Source organism: Sphingomonas sp. (assembly GCF_029239295.1).
In the GTDB taxonomy this organism is placed as follows: domain Bacteria; phylum Pseudomonadota; class Alphaproteobacteria; order Sphingomonadales; family Sphingomonadaceae; genus Sphingomonas.
In genome coordinates this window covers 65238-86300 of sequence record NZ_JAQZBC010000001.1, presented here as the reverse complement: position 1 = coordinate 86300, position 21063 = coordinate 65238, and the positions used below count along the sequence as shown (strand labels likewise).

16 protein-coding genes are annotated in these 21063 nt (G+C 64.1%); 11 read left to right on the top strand and 5 right to left on the bottom strand.

Annotated features, from left to right (window positions below; all coding sequences use genetic code 11):
* The first annotated feature begins 3 nt into the window (after nt 1-3).
* The 9 genes from hisF (at nt 4) to K0S66_RS00380 (ending at nt 13197) form a co-directional block, all read left to right on the top strand.
* Nucleotides 4-765 (top strand): imidazole glycerol phosphate synthase subunit HisF, encoded by a 762-nt coding sequence (gene hisF, locus K0S66_RS00420; protein WP_301073095.1) that lies wholly within the window; start codon nt 4-6, stop codon nt 763-765.
* Nucleotides 766-1027: 262 nt separating this feature from the next.
* On the top strand, nt 1028-1363 hold the full coding sequence (locus K0S66_RS00415) for a phosphoribosyl-ATP diphosphatase (protein ID WP_301073094.1): 336 nt from the start codon (nt 1028-1030) through the stop codon (nt 1361-1363).
* 10 nt (nt 1364-1373) lie between these two features.
* Nucleotides 1374-1766 (top strand): histidine triad nucleotide-binding protein, encoded by a 393-nt coding sequence (locus K0S66_RS00410; protein WP_301073093.1) that lies wholly within the window; start codon nt 1374-1376, stop codon nt 1764-1766.
* A 125-nt stretch (nt 1767-1891) separates the two neighbouring features.
* Entirely contained in the window at nt 1892-3469 is a 1578-nt protein-coding gene (locus K0S66_RS00405) for an amino acid permease (RefSeq protein WP_301073092.1), read from the top strand.
* Between the two features lie 101 nt (nt 3470-3570).
* A complete protein-coding gene (gene ligA, locus K0S66_RS00400; protein ID WP_301073091.1) occupies nt 3571-5697 on the top strand; it encodes an NAD-dependent DNA ligase LigA in 2127 nt (708 codons plus the stop codon).
* A 164-nt stretch (nt 5698-5861) separates the two neighbouring features.
* Nucleotides 5862-9146: a TonB-dependent receptor gene (locus K0S66_RS00395; protein WP_301073090.1), complete on the top strand. Its 3285-nt coding sequence runs from the start codon at nt 5862-5864 to the stop codon at nt 9144-9146.
* A 96-nt stretch (nt 9147-9242) separates the two neighbouring features.
* Complete coding sequence (locus K0S66_RS00390; RefSeq protein WP_301073089.1) at nt 9243-10361, top strand: histidine kinase; 1119 nt, start codon at nt 9243-9245, stop codon at nt 10359-10361.
* An 89-nt stretch (nt 10362-10450) separates the two neighbouring features.
* Nucleotides 10451-11251 (top strand): LytTR family DNA-binding domain-containing protein, encoded by an 801-nt coding sequence (locus K0S66_RS00385; protein WP_301073088.1) that lies wholly within the window; start codon nt 10451-10453, stop codon nt 11249-11251.
* A 92-nt stretch (nt 11252-11343) separates the two neighbouring features.
* Nucleotides 11344-13197 carry an ABC-F family ATP-binding cassette domain-containing protein gene (locus tag K0S66_RS00380; RefSeq protein ID WP_301073087.1) on the top strand — a complete coding sequence of 618 codons (1854 nt, stop codon included), beginning with the start codon at nt 11344-11346 and terminating at the stop codon, nt 13195-13197.
* A gap of 78 nt (nt 13198-13275) precedes the next feature.
* Here K0S66_RS00380 and K0S66_RS00375 read toward each other — a convergent pair whose 3' ends face one another.
* From K0S66_RS00375 to K0S66_RS00365, 3 genes are read right to left on the bottom strand one after another with little or no spacing between them, the layout of a single operon-like run.
* Nucleotides 13276-14478: a cyclopropane-fatty-acyl-phospholipid synthase family protein gene (locus tag K0S66_RS00375; protein WP_301073086.1), complete on the bottom strand. Its 1203-nt coding sequence runs from the start codon at nt 14476-14478 to the stop codon at nt 13276-13278.
* Between the two features lie 56 nt (nt 14479-14534).
* Nucleotides 14535-15884, bottom strand: a complete 1350-nt coding sequence (locus K0S66_RS00370) for a deoxyribodipyrimidine photo-lyase (RefSeq protein ID WP_301073085.1) — start codon at nt 15882-15884, stop codon at nt 14535-14537.
* 7 nt (nt 15885-15891) lie between these two features.
* A complete protein-coding gene (locus K0S66_RS00365) occupies nt 15892-16824 on the bottom strand; it encodes a histone deacetylase (protein ID WP_301073084.1) in 933 nt (310 codons plus the stop codon).
* A 44-nt stretch (nt 16825-16868) separates the two neighbouring features.
* On the opposite strand from K0S66_RS00365, the gene K0S66_RS00360 reads away from it, so the two are divergent.
* Complete coding sequence (locus K0S66_RS00360) at nt 16869-17891, top strand: alpha/beta hydrolase (protein WP_301073083.1); 1023 nt, start codon at nt 16869-16871, stop codon at nt 17889-17891.
* A 73-nt stretch (nt 17892-17964) separates the two neighbouring features.
* Here K0S66_RS00360 and ahcY read toward each other — a convergent pair whose 3' ends face one another.
* Complete coding sequence (ahcY, locus tag K0S66_RS00355) at nt 17965-19386, bottom strand: adenosylhomocysteinase (RefSeq protein ID WP_301073082.1); 1422 nt, start codon at nt 19384-19386, stop codon at nt 17965-17967.
* A gap of 251 nt (nt 19387-19637) precedes the next feature.
* Between ahcY and K0S66_RS00350 the strand changes: the two genes are divergently transcribed.
* On the top strand, nt 19638-20438 hold the full coding sequence (locus tag K0S66_RS00350; protein ID WP_301073081.1) for a TerC family protein: 801 nt from the start codon (nt 19638-19640) through the stop codon (nt 20436-20438).
* Nucleotides 20439-20473: 35 nt separating this feature from the next.
* On the opposite strand, the gene K0S66_RS00345 is transcribed toward K0S66_RS00350, so the two are convergent.
* Nucleotides 20474-21034, bottom strand: coding sequence for a YqgE/AlgH family protein (locus K0S66_RS00345; RefSeq protein ID WP_301073080.1), 561 nt, complete (start codon nt 21032-21034; stop codon nt 20474-20476).
* Between the last annotated feature and the right edge of the window lie 29 nt (nt 21035-21063).

Below are 21063 nucleotides of genomic sequence, written 5' to 3'. Positions count from 1 at the left end.
GCCGTGACGGTTCGCGCCCGCGTCATTCCCTGCCTCGACGTGGCTAATGGCCGCGTGGTGAAGGGCGTTAATTTCGTCGATCTGGTCGACGCCGGCGATCCCGTCGAACAAGCTCGCGCCTACGACGCGGCGGGAGCCGACGAACTCTGCTTCCTGGACATCACCGCGAGTCACGAGGGGCGCGACACGATCCTCGACGTGGTCCGCCGAACCGCGTCGGTGTGTTTCATGCCGCTGACCGTCGGCGGCGGTGTGCGCAGCGCGGACGATGCACGCGCACTGTTGCTGGCTGGTGCGGACAAGGTGGCAGTCAACTCGGCCGCCGTCGCTCGCCCCGAACTGGTCGCTGACATCGCCGAACGCTTCGGCCGCCAGTGCTGCGTCGCCAGCGTGGATGCTCGCCGCGTGGCCGACGGATGGGAGGTCTTCACCCACGGCGGACGGCGCGCAACCGGGATCGACGCGATCGCGCATGCGCTTCGCCTTGCGGAACTGGGCGCGGGCGAAATCCTGCTGACTTCGATGGATCGTGACGGCACGCGCGATGGCTATGACCTCGACCTGATCCGCGCAGTCGCTGACCGAACCAGTGTTCCCGTGGTGGCGTCGGGCGGAGTCGGGGGCCTCGACGATCTGGTCCGCGGCGTAACCGAAGGTCACGCGTCGGCAGTGCTTGCCGCATCAATCTTTCACTTCGGCCAGGCTACCATCGCTCAGGCACATGCCGCCCTTGCCGATGCCGGCGTGCCAGTCAGGCGTCATTGACTCTTCGCTAAGCGTCGGTGGCATAAGGACGGCTCAGTCCCGCCGGAGCCATTAGCGTCATGTCGCCATCCTTGTTCACGCTGACGGCCTCTACCCCGCGCGCCGGGATTGAGGCGGTCTCCACCCCACGCCGTGGGCCGGAGCTGTCCGATGCGGCGCTGTTCGTCGCCGCTGCGATTGCGGTGTGGCTTACGCGCCGCGCACTGAGGAACAGGGGCCGCAGAGGTTGACCTTGTTCGCCGCGCGCGGCACCTCGCGCGGCATGGCTGACGACACCCTCGACCGTCTCGAAGCAACGATCCGCGCGCGAAAGGATGCGCCCGCCGTGCGCTCCTATACCGCGAGCCTGTTCTTTCAGGGACGCCACAAGATCGCACAGAAGGTCGGCGAGGAAGCGGTGGAAACCGTTATCGCTGCCTGTTCCGGCGAAGATGCCGACATCATCCCTGAGGCGGCGGACCTCATCTTTCACCTTCTCGTGCTGCTGGCCGACGCTGGGCTGACGCTCGATGATGTGCGTCGGGAGCTTGATCGCCGCGAAGGGCAATCGGGCCACGACGAAAAGGCCGGACGCCCCCTCTCCTTCCGTCCCGAATAAGGCTTCGCTCATGCCCGTCGATGCAACGCTGCCCTATGACGATACGAACATTTTCGCGCGCATCCTTCGCGGGGAGATACCGGCGCGCAAGGTGTATGAGGATGATCACGCGCTCGCCTTCCACGACATCGCTCCATGGTCGCCCACCCATATTCTGGTGATCCCAAAGGGGCCGTACGTCAGCTGGGATGACTTCTCGGCAAAGGCGAGCGACGTGGAGATCGCTGGGTTCGTCCGGGCAGTCGGTCACGTCGCGCGAGAGGCGGGACTCGTCGAGCCGGGCTACCGCCTGCTCGCCAACGCCGGCCCCGACAGCCACCAGGAAGTGCCGCATCTGCACGTCCACATTCTTGCCGGGCGCCCATTGGGTCCAATGCTGGTCGAAAACGACAGCCGACCGTAACTCAAAGGACGCAATCTTGCTTCCCTGTGCGTTGAGGGATTGCGCGACGACGATCTCCCGCTAGGTTCGCGCGCTTTAATGCACATGCGGCCGCGAGTGCCGCGTTCCTGGGGGGAAAAGGCCGCATGATCTTTGGCCGAGTAAAACCGCTCGACGCCATCTTGGCGACTGCCGAGAAGAAAGCGCTTCACCGTACCTTGGGCTGGTTCCAGCTCACCTTGTTCGGCATCGGTTGCGTAATCGGTACCGGTATTTTCGTTCTCACCTCCGCCGGCGCGCAAAAGGCCGGCCCCGGCCTGATGCTCGCATTCGCGATCGCCGGCCTGATCTGCATTGTGGCAGCGCTTTGCTACGCCGAGATTGCAGCCATGATCCCGGTCGCGGGATCGGCCTACACCTACAGCTACGCTACCATGGGCGAACTCGTCGGCTGGACGGTCGGCTGGGCTCTCATCCTCGAATATGCCGTGGCGGCCAGCGCCGTGTCCGTCGGGTGGTCGGGCTATTTCACCGGCACGATTCTCAATGAATTTCTCGGTATAAGTCTGCCGGCCTGGCTGTCAGGCGCTCCGCTCGCTCTTGGCGGCGTCGAAGGCGGCTTCATCAATCTGCCCGCCGTCGTCATTGCCCTTCTGATCACCTGGCTGCTGATGGTCGGCACCACCGAAAGCGCGCGCGTCAACGCCGTGCTGGTGGCGATCAAGGTGACGGCCCTCACCGCATTCATCGCACTGACGATCCCATCCGAGGCGTTCGACGCTGATCGCTTCAATCCCTTCCTGCCTGCGGGCGTCTTCGGTGGCTTCGGCACCGGTGTTGGCGCGGTCGGCGCGGCGGCGACGATCTTCTTCGCTTATGTCGGCTTCGACGCCGTTTCGACGGCGGCAGAGGAAACCAAGAACCCGCAGCGCAACGTTCCTATCGGCCTCGTTGGATCGCTGCTGTTCTGCACTGTCTTCTACATCCTCGTCGCGGCGGGCGCGATCGGCACGGTTGGCGGTCAGCCGATCATGGGTCCGAATGGCGTTCCCTTCCCGGCCGGCTCGGAAGAGCTCGCCCGTCAGTGCGCGACCTTCGCGGCTAACGATCTGCCTTTGGTATGCTCCAACGAGGCGCTGGCTCATGTGCTTCGTCAGATCGGCTGGTCGGGCGTCGGCAACATGCTGGGCATCGCGGCCTTCCTGGCGCTGCCGTCGGTCATCCTGATCCTGATGTTCGGTCAGACCCGCATCTTCTTCGTGATGAGTCGCGACGGCCTGCTGCCGGATCGTCTCTCGGCCGTTCACCCGAAGTGGAAGACGCCGTACATCGTCACCGCGATCACCGGTGCGGCCGTGGCATTTGCCGCCGCCTTCCTGCCGGTGGGCAAGCTGGCGGACATCGCCAATGCCGGTACGCTCTATGCGTTCATGATGGTGGCCATCGCCGTCATGATCCTGCGCCGCACCGAGCCAAACCGCCAGCGCAGCTTCCGCACGCCAGCGCTGTGGCTGGTCGGACCGCTGACGATCGCTGGTTGTATCTTCCTGTTCTTCAACCTCCCGATCGATGCGATGCTGGTGCTGCCGCTCTGGGGCATCCTGGGTCTCGCGATCTACTATGGCTACGGCTATCGCGCCTCGCATCTCGGCCGCGGCCTGGTTGAAGTGCATGAGAGCGAAGCCGTGCACGACATCGACCCGTCGACGCCCGGCACGCGCTAAGGCCGTCGCAAGTACCACATGAAACGGGACGGGCCGGGGCAATGCTCCGGCCCTTTTCGCATCTGCTTGGCGGCGCGCGCGGGCTCGCCTAACCAGCCGCTATGACTGCGCTTCCCACCACAGAAAACGCCGCTGCGGCCGAACTCGAGCATCTGGCCGGGGAGATCGCGCGCCACAATCGTCTCTATCACACCAATGACTCGCCCGAGATTTCGGACGCGGACTACGATGCGCTGGTCCGCCGCAACAATGCACTCGAAGCCGCCTTCCCTCACCTCGTACGGGCGGACTCGCCCTCGCGGCAGGTGGGCGCCGCCCCGGCGGGCCATCTTGCTAAGGTGAACCACGCCCGGCCGATGACCAGCCTCGACAATGCCTTCAGCGATGAAGAGGTCGAGGAGTTCGTCGCCCGGGTCCGCCGCTTTCTGCGTCTGGGCGACAGCGAAGAGGTGGCACTAACCGCCGAGCCCAAGATCGACGGCCTGTCCTGCTCGCTACGCTACGAACAGCGCCGCCTCGTCCAGGCGCTGACCCGCGGAGACGGCACGACCGGCGAGGACGTGACCGCCAACGTCCGCACCATCGCCGACATCCCGGCGCGGCTGCCTGACGACGCGCCCGACATTTTCGAGGTCCGCGGCGAGGTATATATGGCCAAGGCAGATTTCGCCGCCCTCAACCAGCGCCTCGCTGACGAAGCGGTAGAAAGCGGCAAGGAAGCGCGCCAGTTCGCCAACCCGCGCAACGCCGCCGCCGGCTCGTTGCGACAGAAGGATGCCGTCGTCACGGCTCAGCGCCCCTTGCGCTTCCTCGCGCACGGTTGGGGAGAGGTGAGCGCCCTCCCCGGCACGACTCAGTCGGACGTAGTGGCTACCATCCGCCGCTGGGGCTTTCCCGTCGCGGACGATTTCGTCTCCGTAGCCACGGCTGCTGAGGCGCTGGCGCAATATAATGCCATCGAAGGCAAGCGTGCCGACCTGCCGTTCGACATCGACGGCGTCGTCTATAAGGTCGACCGGCTAGACTGGCAGGAGCGGCTGGGCTTCGTTGCCCGCGCGCCCCGCTGGGCGATCGCGCACAAGTTTCCCGCCGAGCGGGCACAGACCACGCTCAACGACATCGACATTCAGGTCGGCCGCACCGGCAAGCTGACGCCCGTAGCGAAGTTGGAGCCGGTCACCGTCGGCGGCGTCGTCGTCCGCAATGCCACGCTCCACAATGCGGATGAGGTCGCGCGGCTCGGCGTCCGCCCCGGCGACCGCATCATTGTCCAGCGCGCCGGCGACGTCATCCCGCAGATCGTGGAGAACCTCACCGTCGAAGAGGATCGCCCCGCCTGGCACTTCCCCACTCACTGCCCGGAATGCGGCTCTGAGGCGGTGCGTGAACCGGGCGAGGTCGACTGGCGTTGCTCGGGCGGTCTGGTTTGCCCGGCACAGCAGGTGGAACGCCTTCGCCACTTCGCGTCGCGCCACGCGCTCGACATCGAAGGGCTAGGTATCACCAACATCGAAAGCTTCTTCGCCGACGGCCTCATCGGAACGCCCGCCGATATCTTCCGCCTGACCGAGGAACAGCTGCTCGCGCGTGAGCGCTGGGCCGCGGTGTCGGCGCGCAATCTGATCGCGGCGATCGATGCGAAGCGGCAGCCCCCGCTCGATCGCTTCCTCTTCGCGCTCGGCATCCGCCACATTGGTGAGGTGACGGCGCGCGATCTCGCCCGACGCTGGCGCAGCTGGGCCGCGTTCCGGGCCATGGTGCAGACCGGGATCGAGAAGCGCGACAACATGTTGCAGGCGATCGGAGAGAGCGATGACAAGCTGCTCGCCCGCACCGCCAAGGAACTGGCGGCAATAGTCGACACCAAGCAGGTCGGCCCGGAAGTCGCACTCGCCCTGATCGATTTCTTCGCCGAGGAACGCAACGACTCGGCCGTCGCGGACCTGCTTGGCCAGCTGACCCCCGCCGACGTCGTGCATGAGACTCGCGCGTCGGAGGTGTCGGGCAAGACGGTGGTCTTTACCGGTACGCTCGAAACGATGAGCCGCGATGAGGCAAAAGCGCAGGCAGAGGCACTGGGCGCGAAGGTGTCTGGCTCGGTCTCCACCAAAACGGATCTTGTCGTTGCTGGCTCGGGCGCCGGTTCAAAGGGCAAAAAGGCTGCAGAACTGGGCATTCGCGTGGTCGATGAAGCTGGCTGGCAGGCGATCGTCGCGGCCGCCGGATAGCCTCGATACACGTGTCGCCTTTTTGCAACGCAGCAAAATCAAAATTGGTTCCCTTTGGATTCTGCTCGCCCGCGTAACGTAACGGAAATATTGCGCAGGCACGGGCGCGGCAGCGGTTCAGGCACCGCCTGCCAGAGCACCAGCTCCAAGGGGAATTTGATTCAATGCGACATAACCTGTTTCTGGGCGTAGCTGCGGTTGCGCTCATCGCACCGGCCGGCGCGATGGCACAGGAAACCACTTCCGCCATCCGTGGTACGGTGACGGCAGCAGGTGCGCCCGTGGCTGGCGCAACGGTCATCGCGCGGGAAACTGCGTCGGGCACGACGTCTTCGACTACCACCGACGCGAACGGCGGCTTCTCGCTGACCGGCCTTCGTCCCGGCGGCACGTTCACTGTCGACGTCCAGTCGTCGCAGGGTGCCAAGCAGGTTACCGACATCTACACCGTCGTCGGACAGACCTACTCGCTGCCGATCGACGTCGCAGCTGCCGATGAGGGCGACGGCGACATCGTCGTGACTGCTTCGTCGATCGCTGGCGCTGGTGTCACCTCGGATGGTCCGCAGACCGTCCTCACCGCGCGTGACATCTCGAAGGTCGCTTCGGTCAACCGCAACGTGCGCGATCTCGCGCGTCGCGATCCGTTCGCCGCGCTCGATCTCGCCAACGGCCAGGGCGCCGTCAGCTTCGCGGGCGTCAACCCGCGCTTCAACCGCTTCACGATTGACGGTGTGCAGGTCGGTGACACGTTCGGCCTGAACTCGGATGCGAACCCGACCAACCGTGGCCCGGTCCCCTTCGACGCCATCGGTCAGTTCTCGGTCTCGATCGCTCCCTACGACATCCGTCAGGGCAACTTCCTCGGTGGCGTCATCGATACCACGCTGAAGTCGGGCACCAACACCTTCACCGGCACCGGTTTCTATTCGCAGTCGACCGACGGCCTGCAGGGCGACCGCATCGGTTCGAACCGCATCACGCTGCCTAAGTACAAGTCGGAAACCTACGGCGCGACGCTGGCCGGCCCGCTGATCAAGGACAAGCTGTTCTTCATGGTGTCGGCGGAGCGCAACACCGATCCGCGCCCGCTGTCGATCGCCACGCTGAACCAGATCCCCGGCTACAACCAGGGTGTCCTGGATGAGGTGATCGGCATCGCCAACACCTCGCGTTATGGTGGCTACGCGACCGGCGATTTCGTGACGATCAACAATCAGAAGGACGAGAAGATCGTCGGTAAGATTGATTGGAACATCAGCGACAATCACCGCCTCTCGCTGTCGTACATCAACGCTTACGAGGAAAGCACGGTCGCCAACGGCACCAGCGCCAACAATAACACGCCGGTCATCGGCCTGGCGTCTAACTACTATCAGTCGTCGAACCTGCTGCGCGCCGGCATTGCGAAGCTGAACTCGGACTGGACCGATCAGCTGTCGACCGAAGCCCGCTTCCTTTACCGCAGCACGCGCCGCGGCCAGGATCCGCTGCTCGGCACCGGCTACCCGCAGATCCGCGTCTGCACCGATCCGACCAGCATCGTGAACGGCACCAACACCGCCTCGACCTGCGGCGTCGGCGTGCCGACCGTGGCCTTCGGTCCGGACAACAGCCGCCAGGCGAACGAGTTGTTCTTCGATACCTGGGGTGGTTCGTTCCTGACCCGCTACTCGGCCGGCTCGCACGAGCTGAAGCTGCTCGTTGAATATAACGAGAACCGTAGCCGCAACCTGTTCGTGCAGAACGCCACCGGCAGCCTGTACTTCGACTCGGTCGCAGACTTCCGCAACGGCCGCGCCAGCGCCTACAATCTGCAGGTCGCGCTCGATGGTGACATCAATAGCGCCGCAGCCGACTTCAAATACGGCCAGTACACCTTCGGCTTCCAGGACGACTGGGCGATCACTGACCGCCTGACGCTGACCTACGGCGCGCGTTACGACCTGTACGGCATGCGCACTCAGGTGCCGCTGAACAGCTTCTACCTCGCTCGTTATGGCTTCCCGAACACCAAGACGTTCAAGGGAATGGAGAACTTCCAGCCGCGCATCAGCGCGAACTGGCAGACCAACGATTGGCTCAGCCTGCGCGGCGGCGTGGGCGTGTTCGGTGGCGGTTCGCCCGACGTGTATCTGTCGAACAGCTTCTCGACCACGGGCGTCCTCACCAACGCGCTGAACTCCTCCACCTCGGGCTACGGCGTCATTCGCTCGAACACCAATCCGGCGGTCTGCGGCACGGGCACTGCGCTGTGCGGCATCCTCGACAACGTCGTCGCGCCGGGCATCCCGCAGGCGGCAGTCGATTACCTGCGCAACAACACGCAGTCGCTGTCCACCGCGCCGACCTCGTCGCTGGCTCAGGACCTGCGCCTGCCGGCCGTGCTGAAGGCCACCTTCTCGGCTGACGCGAAGGTGCGCGGCGTGAACTTCGGTGCCGACTTCCTGTACACCGACACGCTGAGCGCGCCGTCGTTCACCGATCTGCGTGTTCGCCGCGTCGGCACGCTGCCGGACGGCCGTCCGCGCTACGCGCCGATCACCACGCCGACCGATGGCAACAGCGACTTCCTGTTCTACAACGAAGATCGTGGTCGCAGCTTCATCTTCGTGGTGCGCGGTGACAAGCGGTTCGACTTCGGCCTGTCGGTTCACGGCAGCTACACCTGGCAGGACGTGACCGACGTCAGCCCGGCGACGTCGTCGACCGCCAGCTCGCTGTACGGCAATGCTGCCATGATTGATCCGAATGTGCCGGCCTACGGCATCTCGAACGATCAGATAAAGTGGGCGTTCAAGTACGGCGTCGGCTTCGACCGCGCGCTGTTCGGTGACTATCGCACGGCGATCCAGCTGTTCGGCGAAACCCGCGCGGGACGTCCGTACAGCTTCACGATGCAGGACAACAACAACGGCCGTTCGCCGGTGTTCGGGACGATCGGCAACAACGATCGCTACCTGATGTACGTGCCGACCAGCCCCACTGACCCGCTGGTCAGCTATGACAGCACGACCACGCGTGACCAGCTCGACGGGCTGATCAACCGCACCAACCTGAAGGACTATCGCGGCCGCATCGCTGGCAAGAACATTGCCCGCAACCGCGCCTTCACCCGCATCGATCTGCACGTCGAACAGGAAATCCCGACCTTCGTCGGCGGCTCGCGGATCACGCTGTTCGGCGATATCGAGAACCTGCCTAACCTGTTGAACAGCAACTGGGGTGGCCTGCGTCAGCTCGGCTTCCCGTACACCGCCGCAACGGTTCAGGTGCAGTGCCTGAACGCAGCCGGCGCCGCGCTGAGCGGGGCGATCGGAACGCCCAGCAACGCAGCGAACGCTTGCGCTTCGTACCGCTACTCGGGCTTCCGTGACCCGAACACGTCCAACCCGAGCATCAACAACTCGGTTTACCTGATCCGTCTGGGCGCGCGCTTCACCTTCTGATCGCGCTGATCTGAATGGGTCTTCGGGCCGCCGCATCTCCGGGTGCGGCGGCCCTTCCTTTTGCGTGGACGCGAATGGCGGTGTAAGGGCCGCGCGATGGCGACCTCGCTTCCTGCCCCATCCAATCCGCAAGCGCCCATCCGGCCCAGCAACCTCGCAGTGCGGCCGTTCTTCGAGGACAAGGCCCGCGCCTTCTGGATCCTGCAGGCGGCGGGGTGGACAGGCTATCTCGTTCTACGCACCGTCTCCGCGATTTCGGGCGGCTTCACGCTTCAAGGCGTGGTCAGCATCCTGGTCGAAACGATCGTCGGCTATTGCATCACATTGCTGCTGTCGGTGCTCTACGGTTTCTACCGCGGGCTGCCGCGCATCACGGCCATCCTGCTGACGGTGTTCACGCTAGGCGCGGCGACCTTCATCTACGCCCTCCTCGACACCTTCTCTTTCAGCCTGATCAAGCTATCGGCGCCCGGCGTGGACGTGAAGCTGCTGATCGGCTCGCTATTCCTGAACTTCACCGTGCTGGCTGGCTGGTCGGCGCTCTACTTCGGGATCAACTTCTACCTGATCGTCGAGGAACAGATCGATCAGCTCCAGCATCTCGAAACGCAGGCCTCATCGGCGCAGCTGGCGATGCTCCGCTATCAGCTCAACCCGCATTTCCTGTTCAATACGCTCAACTCCATCTCGACGCTGGTGCTGCTGAAGCAGACCGAACGCGCCAATGCGATGCTCAGCCGCCTCTCCAGCTTCCTGCGCTACACGCTGGCGAACGAGCCGACCGCGCATGTGACGCTGGCGCAGGAGGTCGAGACGCTGAAGCTGTATCTCGAGATCGAGAAGATGCGATTCGAAGATCGCCTGCGCCCGACGTTCGAGATCGATCCCGCCGCGGAACGCGCCCGGCTCCCCTCGCTCCTGCTGCAGCCGCTGGTCGAAAACGCGATCAAATATGCCGTTACGCCAAAGGAAGAAGGCGCCGAAATCCGGGTCTCCGCGCGGTTGATCGGCGATCGCGTTCGGATCAGCGTAAACGACACCGGACCGGGCTTGCAGCCGACGCGGAACAGGCCAAGCCTTTCAACCGGCGTCGGGATCGCCAATATCAGGGAGCGACTGGCACAATCTTTCGGGACGGATCACCGGTTCGAGGTCCGCGCGATGCCAACGGGGGGCTTCGGCGTGGAGATCGAGATACCGTTCCAGCTTGAATAACAGGGAAGAGTTAAGGGGGCAGTGACGTACGATGACCACCGGCGCCAATCGTCAGGGCCGGTGCCATCCGAATGGAGAATGACCGTACCATGACCATCCGCACCATTCTCGTCGACGACGAGCCGCTCGCGATCCAGGGCCTAGAGCTCCGGCTGCAGCCGTTCGCCGACGTCGAGATCGTCGCCAAGTGCCAGAACGGGCGCGAAGCGATCAGCGCGATCAAGACTCACAAGCCCGACCTCGTTTTCCTCGATATCCAGATGCCCGGTTTTGACGGCTTCTCCGTCGTTCAGGGGCTGATGGAGGTCGAACCTCCGCTTTTCGTGTTCGTTACCGCCTACTCCGATCACGCCTTGCGCGCCTTCGAGGCGCAGGCGGTCGATTACCTGATGAAGCCGGTGGAGGAGGCGCGCCTCGCCGACACGCTCGACCGGGTGCGTCAGCGGCTCGCCGAAAAATCAAGCATCAACGAAGCGGAGAAGCTGAAGGAAGCACTGGCCGAACACGCGCCCGAGGCCGCAGCCGAGATCGTCGACGGCGGCGAAGGCCCCACCGCCAACCGCTTTGAGAAGCTGATCAACGTGAAGGATCGCGGTCAGATCTTCCGCGTCGATGTCGACACGATCGAAATTGTCGAGGCGGCTGGCGACTACATGTGCATCAAGACCGCGGACAACACGCTGATCCTTCGCGAAACGATGAAGGACCTGGAAAAGCGTCTTGATCCGCGCCGCTTCCAGCGCGTCCACCGCTCAACCATCGTCAACCTCGATCAGGTGCGCCAGGTGAAGCCGCATACCAACGGCGAATGCTTCCTCGTTCTCGATTCGGGCGCGCAAGTGAAGGTCAGTCGCAGCTACCGCGACGTCGTCGCTCGTTTCGTGCACTAAGGTTTTGCACCGGTAACCTGCTGGCTGGCGTGAAGGCGCCAGCCGGCAGGACGTGCATTACGCAGGCGCAGCAAATCTGCTAAGGCGCCTTCATGCTTACGATTAACGGTATCACGGTGCGCCTCGGTGGGCGCGCGATCCTCGACGGCGCCTCCGCCTCATTGCCGCCCGGCAGCCGCGTCGGGCTGATCGGCCGCAACGGCGCTGGCAAGTCGACGATGGTGAAGGTGATCGCCGGCCAGATCGAGCCCGATGGCGGGTCGATCGACAAGCCGCGGGGCGCGCGCATCGGCTATATCGCGCAGGAGGCGCCGGCCGGCGACGCGACGCCGTTCGAGACGGTGCTCGCTGCCGATACCGAGCGCGCAACGCTCATGGAGCAGAGCGAAACCGAAACTGATCCCGAGAAGCTCGGCGACATCTACGAGCGGTTGATCGCGATCGACGCCTATACTGCGCCGGCGCGCGCCTCGCAGATTCTGCTGGGTCTTGGCTTCGACGAGGAAGCACAGAACCAGCCGCTCGACAGCTTCTCCGGCGGGTGGAAGATGCGCGTCGCGCTCGCCGCGCTGCTGTTCTCGCAGCCGGACCTTCTGCTGCTGGACGAACCGTCGAACCACCTCGATCTGGAAGCAGTGATGTGGCTGGAGGATTTCCTCCGCTCCTATCATGCGACGATCGTCGTGGTCAGCCATGAGCGCGATTTTCTCAACAACGTCGTCGATCACATCCTGCACCTGCAGGGCGGCAAGACCACGCTGTACGCCGGCGGTTATGATTCGTTCGAGCGCCAGCGCGCGGAGCGTATGGCCCAGATCGCCGCTGCGAAGGCGAATCAGGACGTCCAACGCGCCAAGCTGCAGGACTACATCGCGCGCAACTCCGCCCGCGCCTCCACGGCGAAGCAGGCACAGAGCCGCGCCAAGATGCTGGCAAAGATGCAGCCGATCGCGGAGCTTGCCAACGATCCGACGCTCTCCTTTGGCTTCCCCGATCCCGAGCCGCTTCGCCCACCACTCGTCACGCTGGATTATGCCAGTGTCGGCTATGGCGACACGCCGATCCTGCGCCGGCTTAACCTTCGCATGGACCCGGACGATCGTATCGCGCTTCTCGGCCGCAACGGTAACGGCAAGACCACCTTCGCCAGGCTCATTGCAGCGCAGCTCGCCCCCATGGAGGGCGGCATGACGACCAGCAACCGGATGCGCGTCGGCTATTTCACCCAATATCAGGTGGAGGAACTCGATTCGGACGACACCCCCCTCGCCCATATGACGCGCGTGATGAAGGGCGCGAGCCCGGCCGCCGTGCGCGCACAGCTGGGCAGGTTCGGCTTCTCGGGCGATCGGGCCACCGCAACCGTGGGCAAGATGTCAGGCGGGGAAAAGGCACGTCTCGCGCTGGCGCTGATCACGCGTGAAGCGCCGCATCTGCTGATCCTGGACGAACCTACCAACCACCTTGACGTCGACGCGCGCGAGGCGCTGGTTCAGGCACTCAACGACTATAAGGGCGCGGTCCTGATCGTCAGCCACGATCGCCACATGGTCGAATTGACCGCCGACCGCCTGGTATTGGTGGACGGCGGCACGGCACGCGAATTTGACGGCAGCCTTGATGATTACACCGCCTTCATCCTAGCCAAGGAGCCTAAGTCCGAGGGCAAGGCGCGCGGCAAGGACGATCGGAAGGCGTTCGCCGAGAAGCGGGAGAACGACAAGGCGTGGCGCAAGTCCGTCAAGGAAGCCGAGGCGGAGATCGCCAAGCTGGCCGCCGAACGTGACGCCATCGATCACGCCATGGCGCATCCGGCATCAGCCGCCCGGGAGCTGTACGGCTTCAACACCGGCCAGCTGCTGAAGCGCCGCGCGCAGGTGGTCGAGCGGCTTGAAGTTGCCGAAGCGCGCTGGCTGGAGGCAAATGAGGCACTCGAGGCGGCCTGACCCAAGCCCCGACGCCCCTCGGCCGATCCCAGCGTCGGCCCGGGCGGCAGGGGGGTTGGGTAGCGGCGGGGTGGCGGCTTAACGCTGCTTGACCAGCGTGATCTGGACTACGTCGATCCCGCCGCCGCGAAACCCACCCTCGCAATACATCAGATAGTACCGCCACAGATCGACGAAGCGGCGGTCGAACCGGGCAGGCAGCCGCCCTTCCGCGACGGCGGCGTCAAACCGCTCGCGCCACTGGCGAAGCGTTTCGGCATAATCCTGTCCAAAGGCGTGGCGATCCTGCCAGCATAGCCCCTGCGCCTCGGCCAGCGCGCGGAACTTTGGCTCGTGGATCAACATGCCTCCCGGGAACACATAGGCCTGGATGAAATCGACATTGGCCCGGTACGACGGCCAGATATCGTCAGCGATCTTGATGAACTGGATCGCCGCCCGCCCTCTGGGCTTCAGCGCCCGTGCGACCGTCGCCAGATAGTCGGCCCAATATCGCTCACCAACCGCCTCGACCATCTCGACCGAGGCCACGCCATCATACAGGCCGCGGACATCGCGATAATCGGTCAGCGACACGGCCACCGGCAGATCGATGGTCCGGTCGGCGACAAACCCTTGTTGCTCCGCAGCCAAAGTGATCGCACGCACCCCGATTCCGCGCTGTCCGGCCCGTTCGGCCAACCCGCCCCATCCACAGCCGATTTCCAGCAGAGTGCCGTTGGCCGGCACGTTCGCACGGCTCAGGATTGCATCGATCTTGCGCTGCTGCGCCGCCTCCAGCGTATCGCCCGCTTCGAACAGCGCGCTGGAGTAGGTCAGCGTCGGATCGAGCCACGCCTCGTAGAAATCATTGCCCAGGTCGTAATGGGCGGCGATGTTGCGGCGCGCGTTCCGCCGGTCGTTGTGTCTCAGCGCGTGCATCGCCCGCGCCGCCAGCCGCGTTCCGCGCTTCGCCCGCGCGACATTGCCCAGCGTCGCGCGATTGCGCATGAACAGATCGAACAGCGGGACAGGATCGGGACTAGTCCAGTCCCCCTCTTCCCACGCCTCGTACCAGCCGATCGACCCACCAGTGATCAGGCGTCGCAAGGCGCGCCAGCGAACCACCGTGACATGCGCCACCGGGCCGTCCTGCCGGCCGCCCAGCAGCCGATGAACACCGTCGGGAAGTAAGGCCTCGATGGCGCCCACTTCCAAACCGGCGTCGATCCGGTCGAGGATGCGATGGAATAATGGCGCGATGCTGCGCGCCCAGCGATTGTCCGCCCCCGGCTCTGTCACCCGTCCCTCCATCCCGCGCGCTCATGCACCGGCGCGGGCGGCGGCGAAAGAGGGGATCAGCGCACCTGGCGTCCTGCAGCCAGGGCACGCTCGCGCGCATCGCGATGGCCGATGATCTTGCGCGGATAGCCTGACGGGCGGCATCCGCTCTCTTCCGGATCGTGGATCGCGGCATCTGATACGTTGCGCAGTTCAGGGACCCACTCTCGGATGTACTCGGCCGCGTCGAACTTGGCCGATTGCGACAGCGGGGCCATGATCCGGCCAAACATGTTGGCGTCGATGCCCGTACCCGCGACCCATTGCCAATTGACGCTGTTGTTGCCGTAGTCCGCGTCGACCAGCGTATCCCAAAACCAGCGCTCCCCGTCGCGCCAGTTGATCAGCAAATGCTTCACTAGAAAGCTCGCCGCGATCATCCGCACCCGGTTGTGCATCCATCCCGTTTCCCACAGCTGTCGCATTCCGGCGTCCACGATGGGATAGCCGGTTCGCCCCTGCTGCCACGCCTTCAGGTCGCTCGGTGCATGGCGCCACTTCAGCCGGTCAAACCGCGGGCGGCCGTTGCGGTCGGCATAATCCGGCAACGCGAGGATCAGTCCGGAGGTGAAATCGCGCCACGCCAGCTCGCGACGGAACGACTCCACCCCGGCGCCGCGACTAGTCAGCGCCTCCCAGATCTGCCGCGGCGAAATCTCGCCATGGTGAAGGTGCGGGGAAAGCCGGGACGTGCCCTCCACCGCCGGCAAGTTGCGTGCCTCTTCATACGCATCGACCGCGTGTTCAAAATCGTCGAGTGCTGTCTGCGCGCCCGCCTCGCCCGGCGTCCAAACGTTAAACCCCGTCGCCCAATCAGGCTTGGTCGGGAGGAGATCCCAATCGGCCAGTGCATCGCTTTTCGGCCATTGCTCCGGCGCCTTAATGTGCTTTGGCGCGTCGATCGGCGTCTCCGGAGGCATCATGGCCGATAGTGCGCGGTAGAAGGCCGAAAACATCCGGAACTGGCCACCGCCGCCCGTGCGGACGCTCTCTGGCGGCCGGAGATGATTCCCCTCGTGGGAGCAGAGTCGCTCGCCAAGCGCCTCCTCCGCCTCCCGCCACCATGGCTCATAGTGCCGGATCGCGTGGACCGCTTCTGCGCCACAGGCTTCCGCAACCTCGCGCATGACGGTTGCCGCGCGGCCGCGTCGCAGGATCAATCGACTGCCGATTTCCCGCAGTGATGCGTCGAGCGCGCTTAGGCTGTGATGCAGCCACCAACGCTGCGCCGCGCCGATCCGCCACGCCCCCGGCCCTTCATCATCAAGCACATAGACAGGAATGACCTCACCCTCAGCCGCCGCGGCGATGAGAGCGGGATGGTCATGGAGGCGGAGATCCTGGCGAAACCAGACGAGGGCAGGCATCGCGCGACTACGCTCCCACCGCTCCCCCGGTTCCCGCACCCGACCACCCGCGCTCGAACGCCTCCCCCAATCGCAGGATCACCGCCACGTGACGCTGGGCAATGGCCATGACATCATCCCCGTATCCGCCCCCCACCGTGCTCGCGACAGGCAGGTTCCGCGCAAGCGCAAGCGCTGCGACCAGCCGGTCGCGTGCAGCCAGCCCGTCGTCGGTCAGCGCAAGCCGCCCCAACCGATCGTCAGCGAAGGGATCAACACCGCCCTGATAAAGGATGATATCAGGCTCAAACCGGTCGATCAGCACCGGCAACGTGCTTTGAACAGCCTCCAGATAGTCCGCATCCCCGGTGCCGTCCGGCAACGGCACGTCGAGAGTCGACCGGGCCTTCCGCACCGGGAAGTTCTTTTCCGCATGAACCGAATAGGTTGCGATGCCCGGATCGGAAGCTGTCAGCGCTGCCGTCCCGTCCCCTTGGTGCACGTCCAGATCGACCACCAACACTCGCCGCCCTTCAACGGCGAGTTGAGCAGCAGCAATGGCAAGGTCGTTGAAAACGCAAAAACCGGCGCCCGTATCTGCAAGGGCATGATGACTGCCGCCGGCAGTATTCGCGGCAAAACCGTGCTCGATCGCTATCTGCGCGGCCAGATACGTACCACCCGGAACCAGCTGTGCGCGTTGCGCGACTTTGGCCGTCACAGGAAAGCCGATCCGCCGCTCCTTTGCTCGGGGCACATCGGCCCGGATGACCTCTGCGACATATTCCGGCTCATGCACCGCCTCCAGCCAGCTACGCGGCGCTACTACCGGAGCATGCCATTCAATCCGATCACCCTCCTGCCGCAACAGGTCGCGGATCGCGCCATTCTTGCCCCAGCGATAGGTGCTCCTGGCCGGCGCCTCCGTCACGTAATCGGGATGATGGACGACGGCGATCATCTGCGCCAAGATAGGTAGCAAAAGCGAACTTGAGGAGAGATGTTATGACGGACACGTTAATTCGTGCAGATGGCACGGGCGCAGCTTCAAACAGCGAAGGCCCTTATGTGCGCCCCGATGTTCGCGGCTTCCTCGACTATCTGAATAGCGTCGAGGGCCCCAAAACGCACGAGGGCACGGCTGATTCCGCGCGCGCGATGTACATCGGCATGAAGGATGTCGCAGATCCCCCGGTCGGCGAACTCGCGACGATCAGGGATTTAGTCATCCCCGGTCCAGCCGGCGACATTCCGGCGCGCTTGTTCGACGTCAGGGCGTCACGCGAGCCCGGCCCAGTGGTCGTGTTCTTCCACGGCGGCGGCTTCGTGATCGGTAATATTGATACGCATGCAAGCTTCACCGCAGAAATGTCACGTCAGCTGGACCTGCCGGTTGTCTCGGTCGACTACCGTCTCGCTCCTGAGCACCGCTTTCCCGCCGCGCCGCAGGACTGCGAAGCCGCAGCGCGCTGGATCGCCAGCAATCCGGCCGAACTGGGCCGCACCGTTACCAGCCTCGTCCTCTCGGGTGACAGTGCAGGCGGAACGCTGACCATCACCACCGCTATGGGCCTGCGCGACGCTCCAGCGGACGTGCCGGTCATCGTGCAGGCGCCGATGTACCCCGCGGCCGACATGAACAAGGAATACCCTTCGTTCAACGACTATGCCGAGGGCTTCCTCCTTACACGCGAAACGATGATCTGGTTCGCCGAACATTATCAGGCCGACTTCACCCACTTCCAGGGCTCTCCGATGGTGGGAAGCCTGGTCGGGCTTCCGCCCGCCGTCGTGATCACCGCTAGCCTGGACCCGATCCGAGATCAGGGGCGTGCTTACGCCGCTGCACTCGTCCTCGCCGGCGTTCCGGTGACCTTCCGGGAGGCGGTCGGCAACGTTCACGGGTTCATCACCCTGCGCCAAGCCGTGCCGTCCAGCAGCGGTGATGTCGCCGGTTACCTAGCCGCCGTGAAGAACGCGATCGTTGAAGCCGAGGGCCAGCGCGTGATGGCCCAAGCTGCCGGCTAACTCGGCATACCCATAAAAAAGGGGCGGGCTGTTGCAGCCCGCCCCCCTTCAGTCGATCGCCAGAGGCGATCGATCAGTAACGATAGTGATCCGGCTTGAACGGGCCTTCGACCGAAACGCCAATGTAGCCGGCCTGCTTCGGCGTCAGCTTCGACAACTTCACGCCGAGCTTTTCGAGGTGAAGCGCCGCAACCTTCTCGTCGAGGTGCTTTGGCAGGACGTACACTTCGTTCTTGTAGTTCTCACCCTTGCTCCACAGCTCGATCTGCGCGAGCGTCTGGTTAGTGAACGAGGCGCTCATCACGAACGAGGGGTGGCCGGTGGCGCAGCCCAGGTTCACCAGACGGCCCTTGGCCAGGATGATGATCTGCTTGCCGTCCGGGAACTTCACCAGGTCGGTACCCGGCTTCACTTCGGTCCACTCGTAATTGTCGAGCGCGGCGATCTGGATCTCGCTGTCGAAGTGGCCGATGTTGCAGACAATGCTCATCGGCTTCATCGCCTTCATGTGATCGGCAGTGATCACGTCGGCGTTGCCGGTCGCGGTGACGAAGATGTCGGCGCGCTGCACCGCCTCGTCCATCGTCACGACCTCGAAGCCCTCCATCGCTGCCTGCAGAGCGCAGATCGGATCGACTTCGGTTACCATCACGCGCGCGCCGCCATTGCGGAGCGACTGGGCCGAGCCCTTGCCGACATCACCGAAGCCGGCGACGCAGGCGACCTTGCCGGCGAGCATCACGTCGGTCGCGCGGCGGATCGCGTCAACCAGCGATTCCTTGCAGCCGTAGAGGTTGTCGAACTTCGACTTCGTCACCGAGTCGTTGACGTTGATCGCCGGGAACGGGAGCTCGCCCTTCTTGGCGATTTCGTACAGGCGGTGGACGCCCGTGGTGGTCTCTTCCGAGACGCCCTTCAGGTTCTTCACCGTCTCGGTGAGATAGCCCGGCTTCTTGGCGATGAACGCCTTCAGCGCGCGCTGGAACTCGACTTCCTCGGCATTCTCGGGCTCACCGAACGAGGCGCCGGCCTCGAGCTTCGCACCCCAGAGTGCAAACATCGTCGCGTCGCCGCCGTCGTCGAGAATGATGTTGGCGGTCTGACCCTTGCCGTCATCCCAGTCGAAGATCGAGCCGACATAATCCCAATAGTCGGCGAGGCTCTCACCCTTCACCGCGAACACGGGGATGCCCGCAGCGGCGATGGCGGCGGCGGCATGGTCCTGGGTGGAGAAGATGTTGCACGTTGCCCAGCGCACGTCAGCGCCGAGCGCGGTTAGCGTCTCGATCAGCACCGCGGTCTGGATCGTCATGTGCAGCGAGCCGGTGATGCGTGCGCCCTTCAGCGGCTGCGACGCGCCATATTCCTCGCGCAGTGCCATCAGGCCCGGCATTTCGGTTTCGGCGATGTTGATCTCGGCGCGGCCGAAATCGGCAAGGCCAATGTCCTTCACGACATAGTCAGTGGTGGTGGGGCGATCGAGAACGGTGGCCACAACGGGTCTCCAGGAAAGTGACGCCGACCAAGGTACGTTCACCGGCCGGCATGTGCCCGCACATAGCCCCGGCGCCTGCAGAATACAAATATAAAGATATCTTTATATGTAACTTAGAGCCTCAGGAGCACTTCGTCGCGGCACCGGTGGCAGCCCCAGAAGAAATCCCCGGACGCCGTTTTTTTTCTCTCTGCACCCGCGCCGGGCGCAGCAGCGTTGTACCAAGCCGTGTCGCTCCTTAGAGGTTGAGAATGGACAGTCTGCTTTCGCTGTTTACCGATCCCGCAGCCTGGGCAGCGCTCATCGCGCTTGTCGTGATGGAAGTCGTGCTGGGCATCGACAACCTGATCTTCATATCGATCCTGTCGAACAAGCTACCCGAGGAACAGCGGAAGCGGGCACGCCGCCTCGGCATTGGTTTGGCGCTCGCGATGCGCCTCGTGCTGCTATCGATGATTGCCTGGCTCGTGGGCCTGACGGCTGTCGTGTTCGACCTTGGTATCAGCGGACCACTCAACCAATATGGGCAACCCAGCTTCGAGACCGCCTTCTCCTGGCGCGACATCATCCTGGTGGTTGGCGGGCTCTTCCTGATCTGGAAGGCTACAAAGGAGATTCACCACAACGTGGATCCCACGCCCAGCGATGATTTGCTCGACAGAAAGCAGGTTGCCGCAATCAGCTTCGGCGCTGCAATCATCCAGATCATCCTCCTGGATATGGTTTTCTCGATCGACTCGATCCTGACCGCCGTCGGGATGACGGACAATCTGGCCGTCATGGTCATCGCCGTGCTCATCGCAGTGGGGGCGATGGTGCTAGCCGCCGATCCTCTCGCGAACTTCATCGATCGCAATCCCACCGTGGTGATGCTCGCCCTTGGGTTCCTGCTGATGATCGGTGCCGTGCTGATCGCTGACGGCTTCGGCGTCCATGTGCCGAAGGGCTATATCTACGCCGCGATGGGCTTCTCCGTCCTCGTGGAGGCGCTCAACATTCTGTCGCGCCGGGCGCAGCAGCGAAAAGCCCGCGACAAGCAAAGCGAGGGCTGACCTTAGCTAGAGGCGGAAAGCCGGCCTTGGCGCCTTTAGGCGTGGCCGCTTTCCGTGCCGAGCAGCCTGGGATCGATCCCGGCCGCGTTGAACCCGCGGGTCCAACGCTGCGCCGTCTCCGTCTCGAACAACATGCGCGCATCGTCGGAAACATTGAGCCATCCGTGCCGCGTCATCTCAGCGTCAAGTTGCCCGCCCGACCATCCGGCATAGCCTAGCGCCACCAGCCACTGGCTCGGCCCCTTTCCTTCCGCGATTGCTCGAAGGACATCGAGCGTACCGGACAACGCCCACTTACCAGCGACGTCAATCGTGTCCTGCCCGCTCCAATCACGCGAATGCAGCACAAACCCGCGCCTGGTCTCCACGGGACCGCCGAAATGGATGGGCGCGTTGGGCGTATCACCAGGCTCGATATCCACCTGCTCCAGCACGTCGTGCAGCCCCAACCCCGCAATCTGCGCGCCGACACCAATCCCGATCGCGCCCTTTTCGTCGTGTGCGCAGACGGCGATCACCGCTTGGTCAAAACGCGGATCGCCGATGCCGGGCATGGCAAGAAGGAACTGTCCGGTGAGAAAGGTCGCGGTCTCCATGGCTTACTTCTACGCCGAGGCGCAGCAGA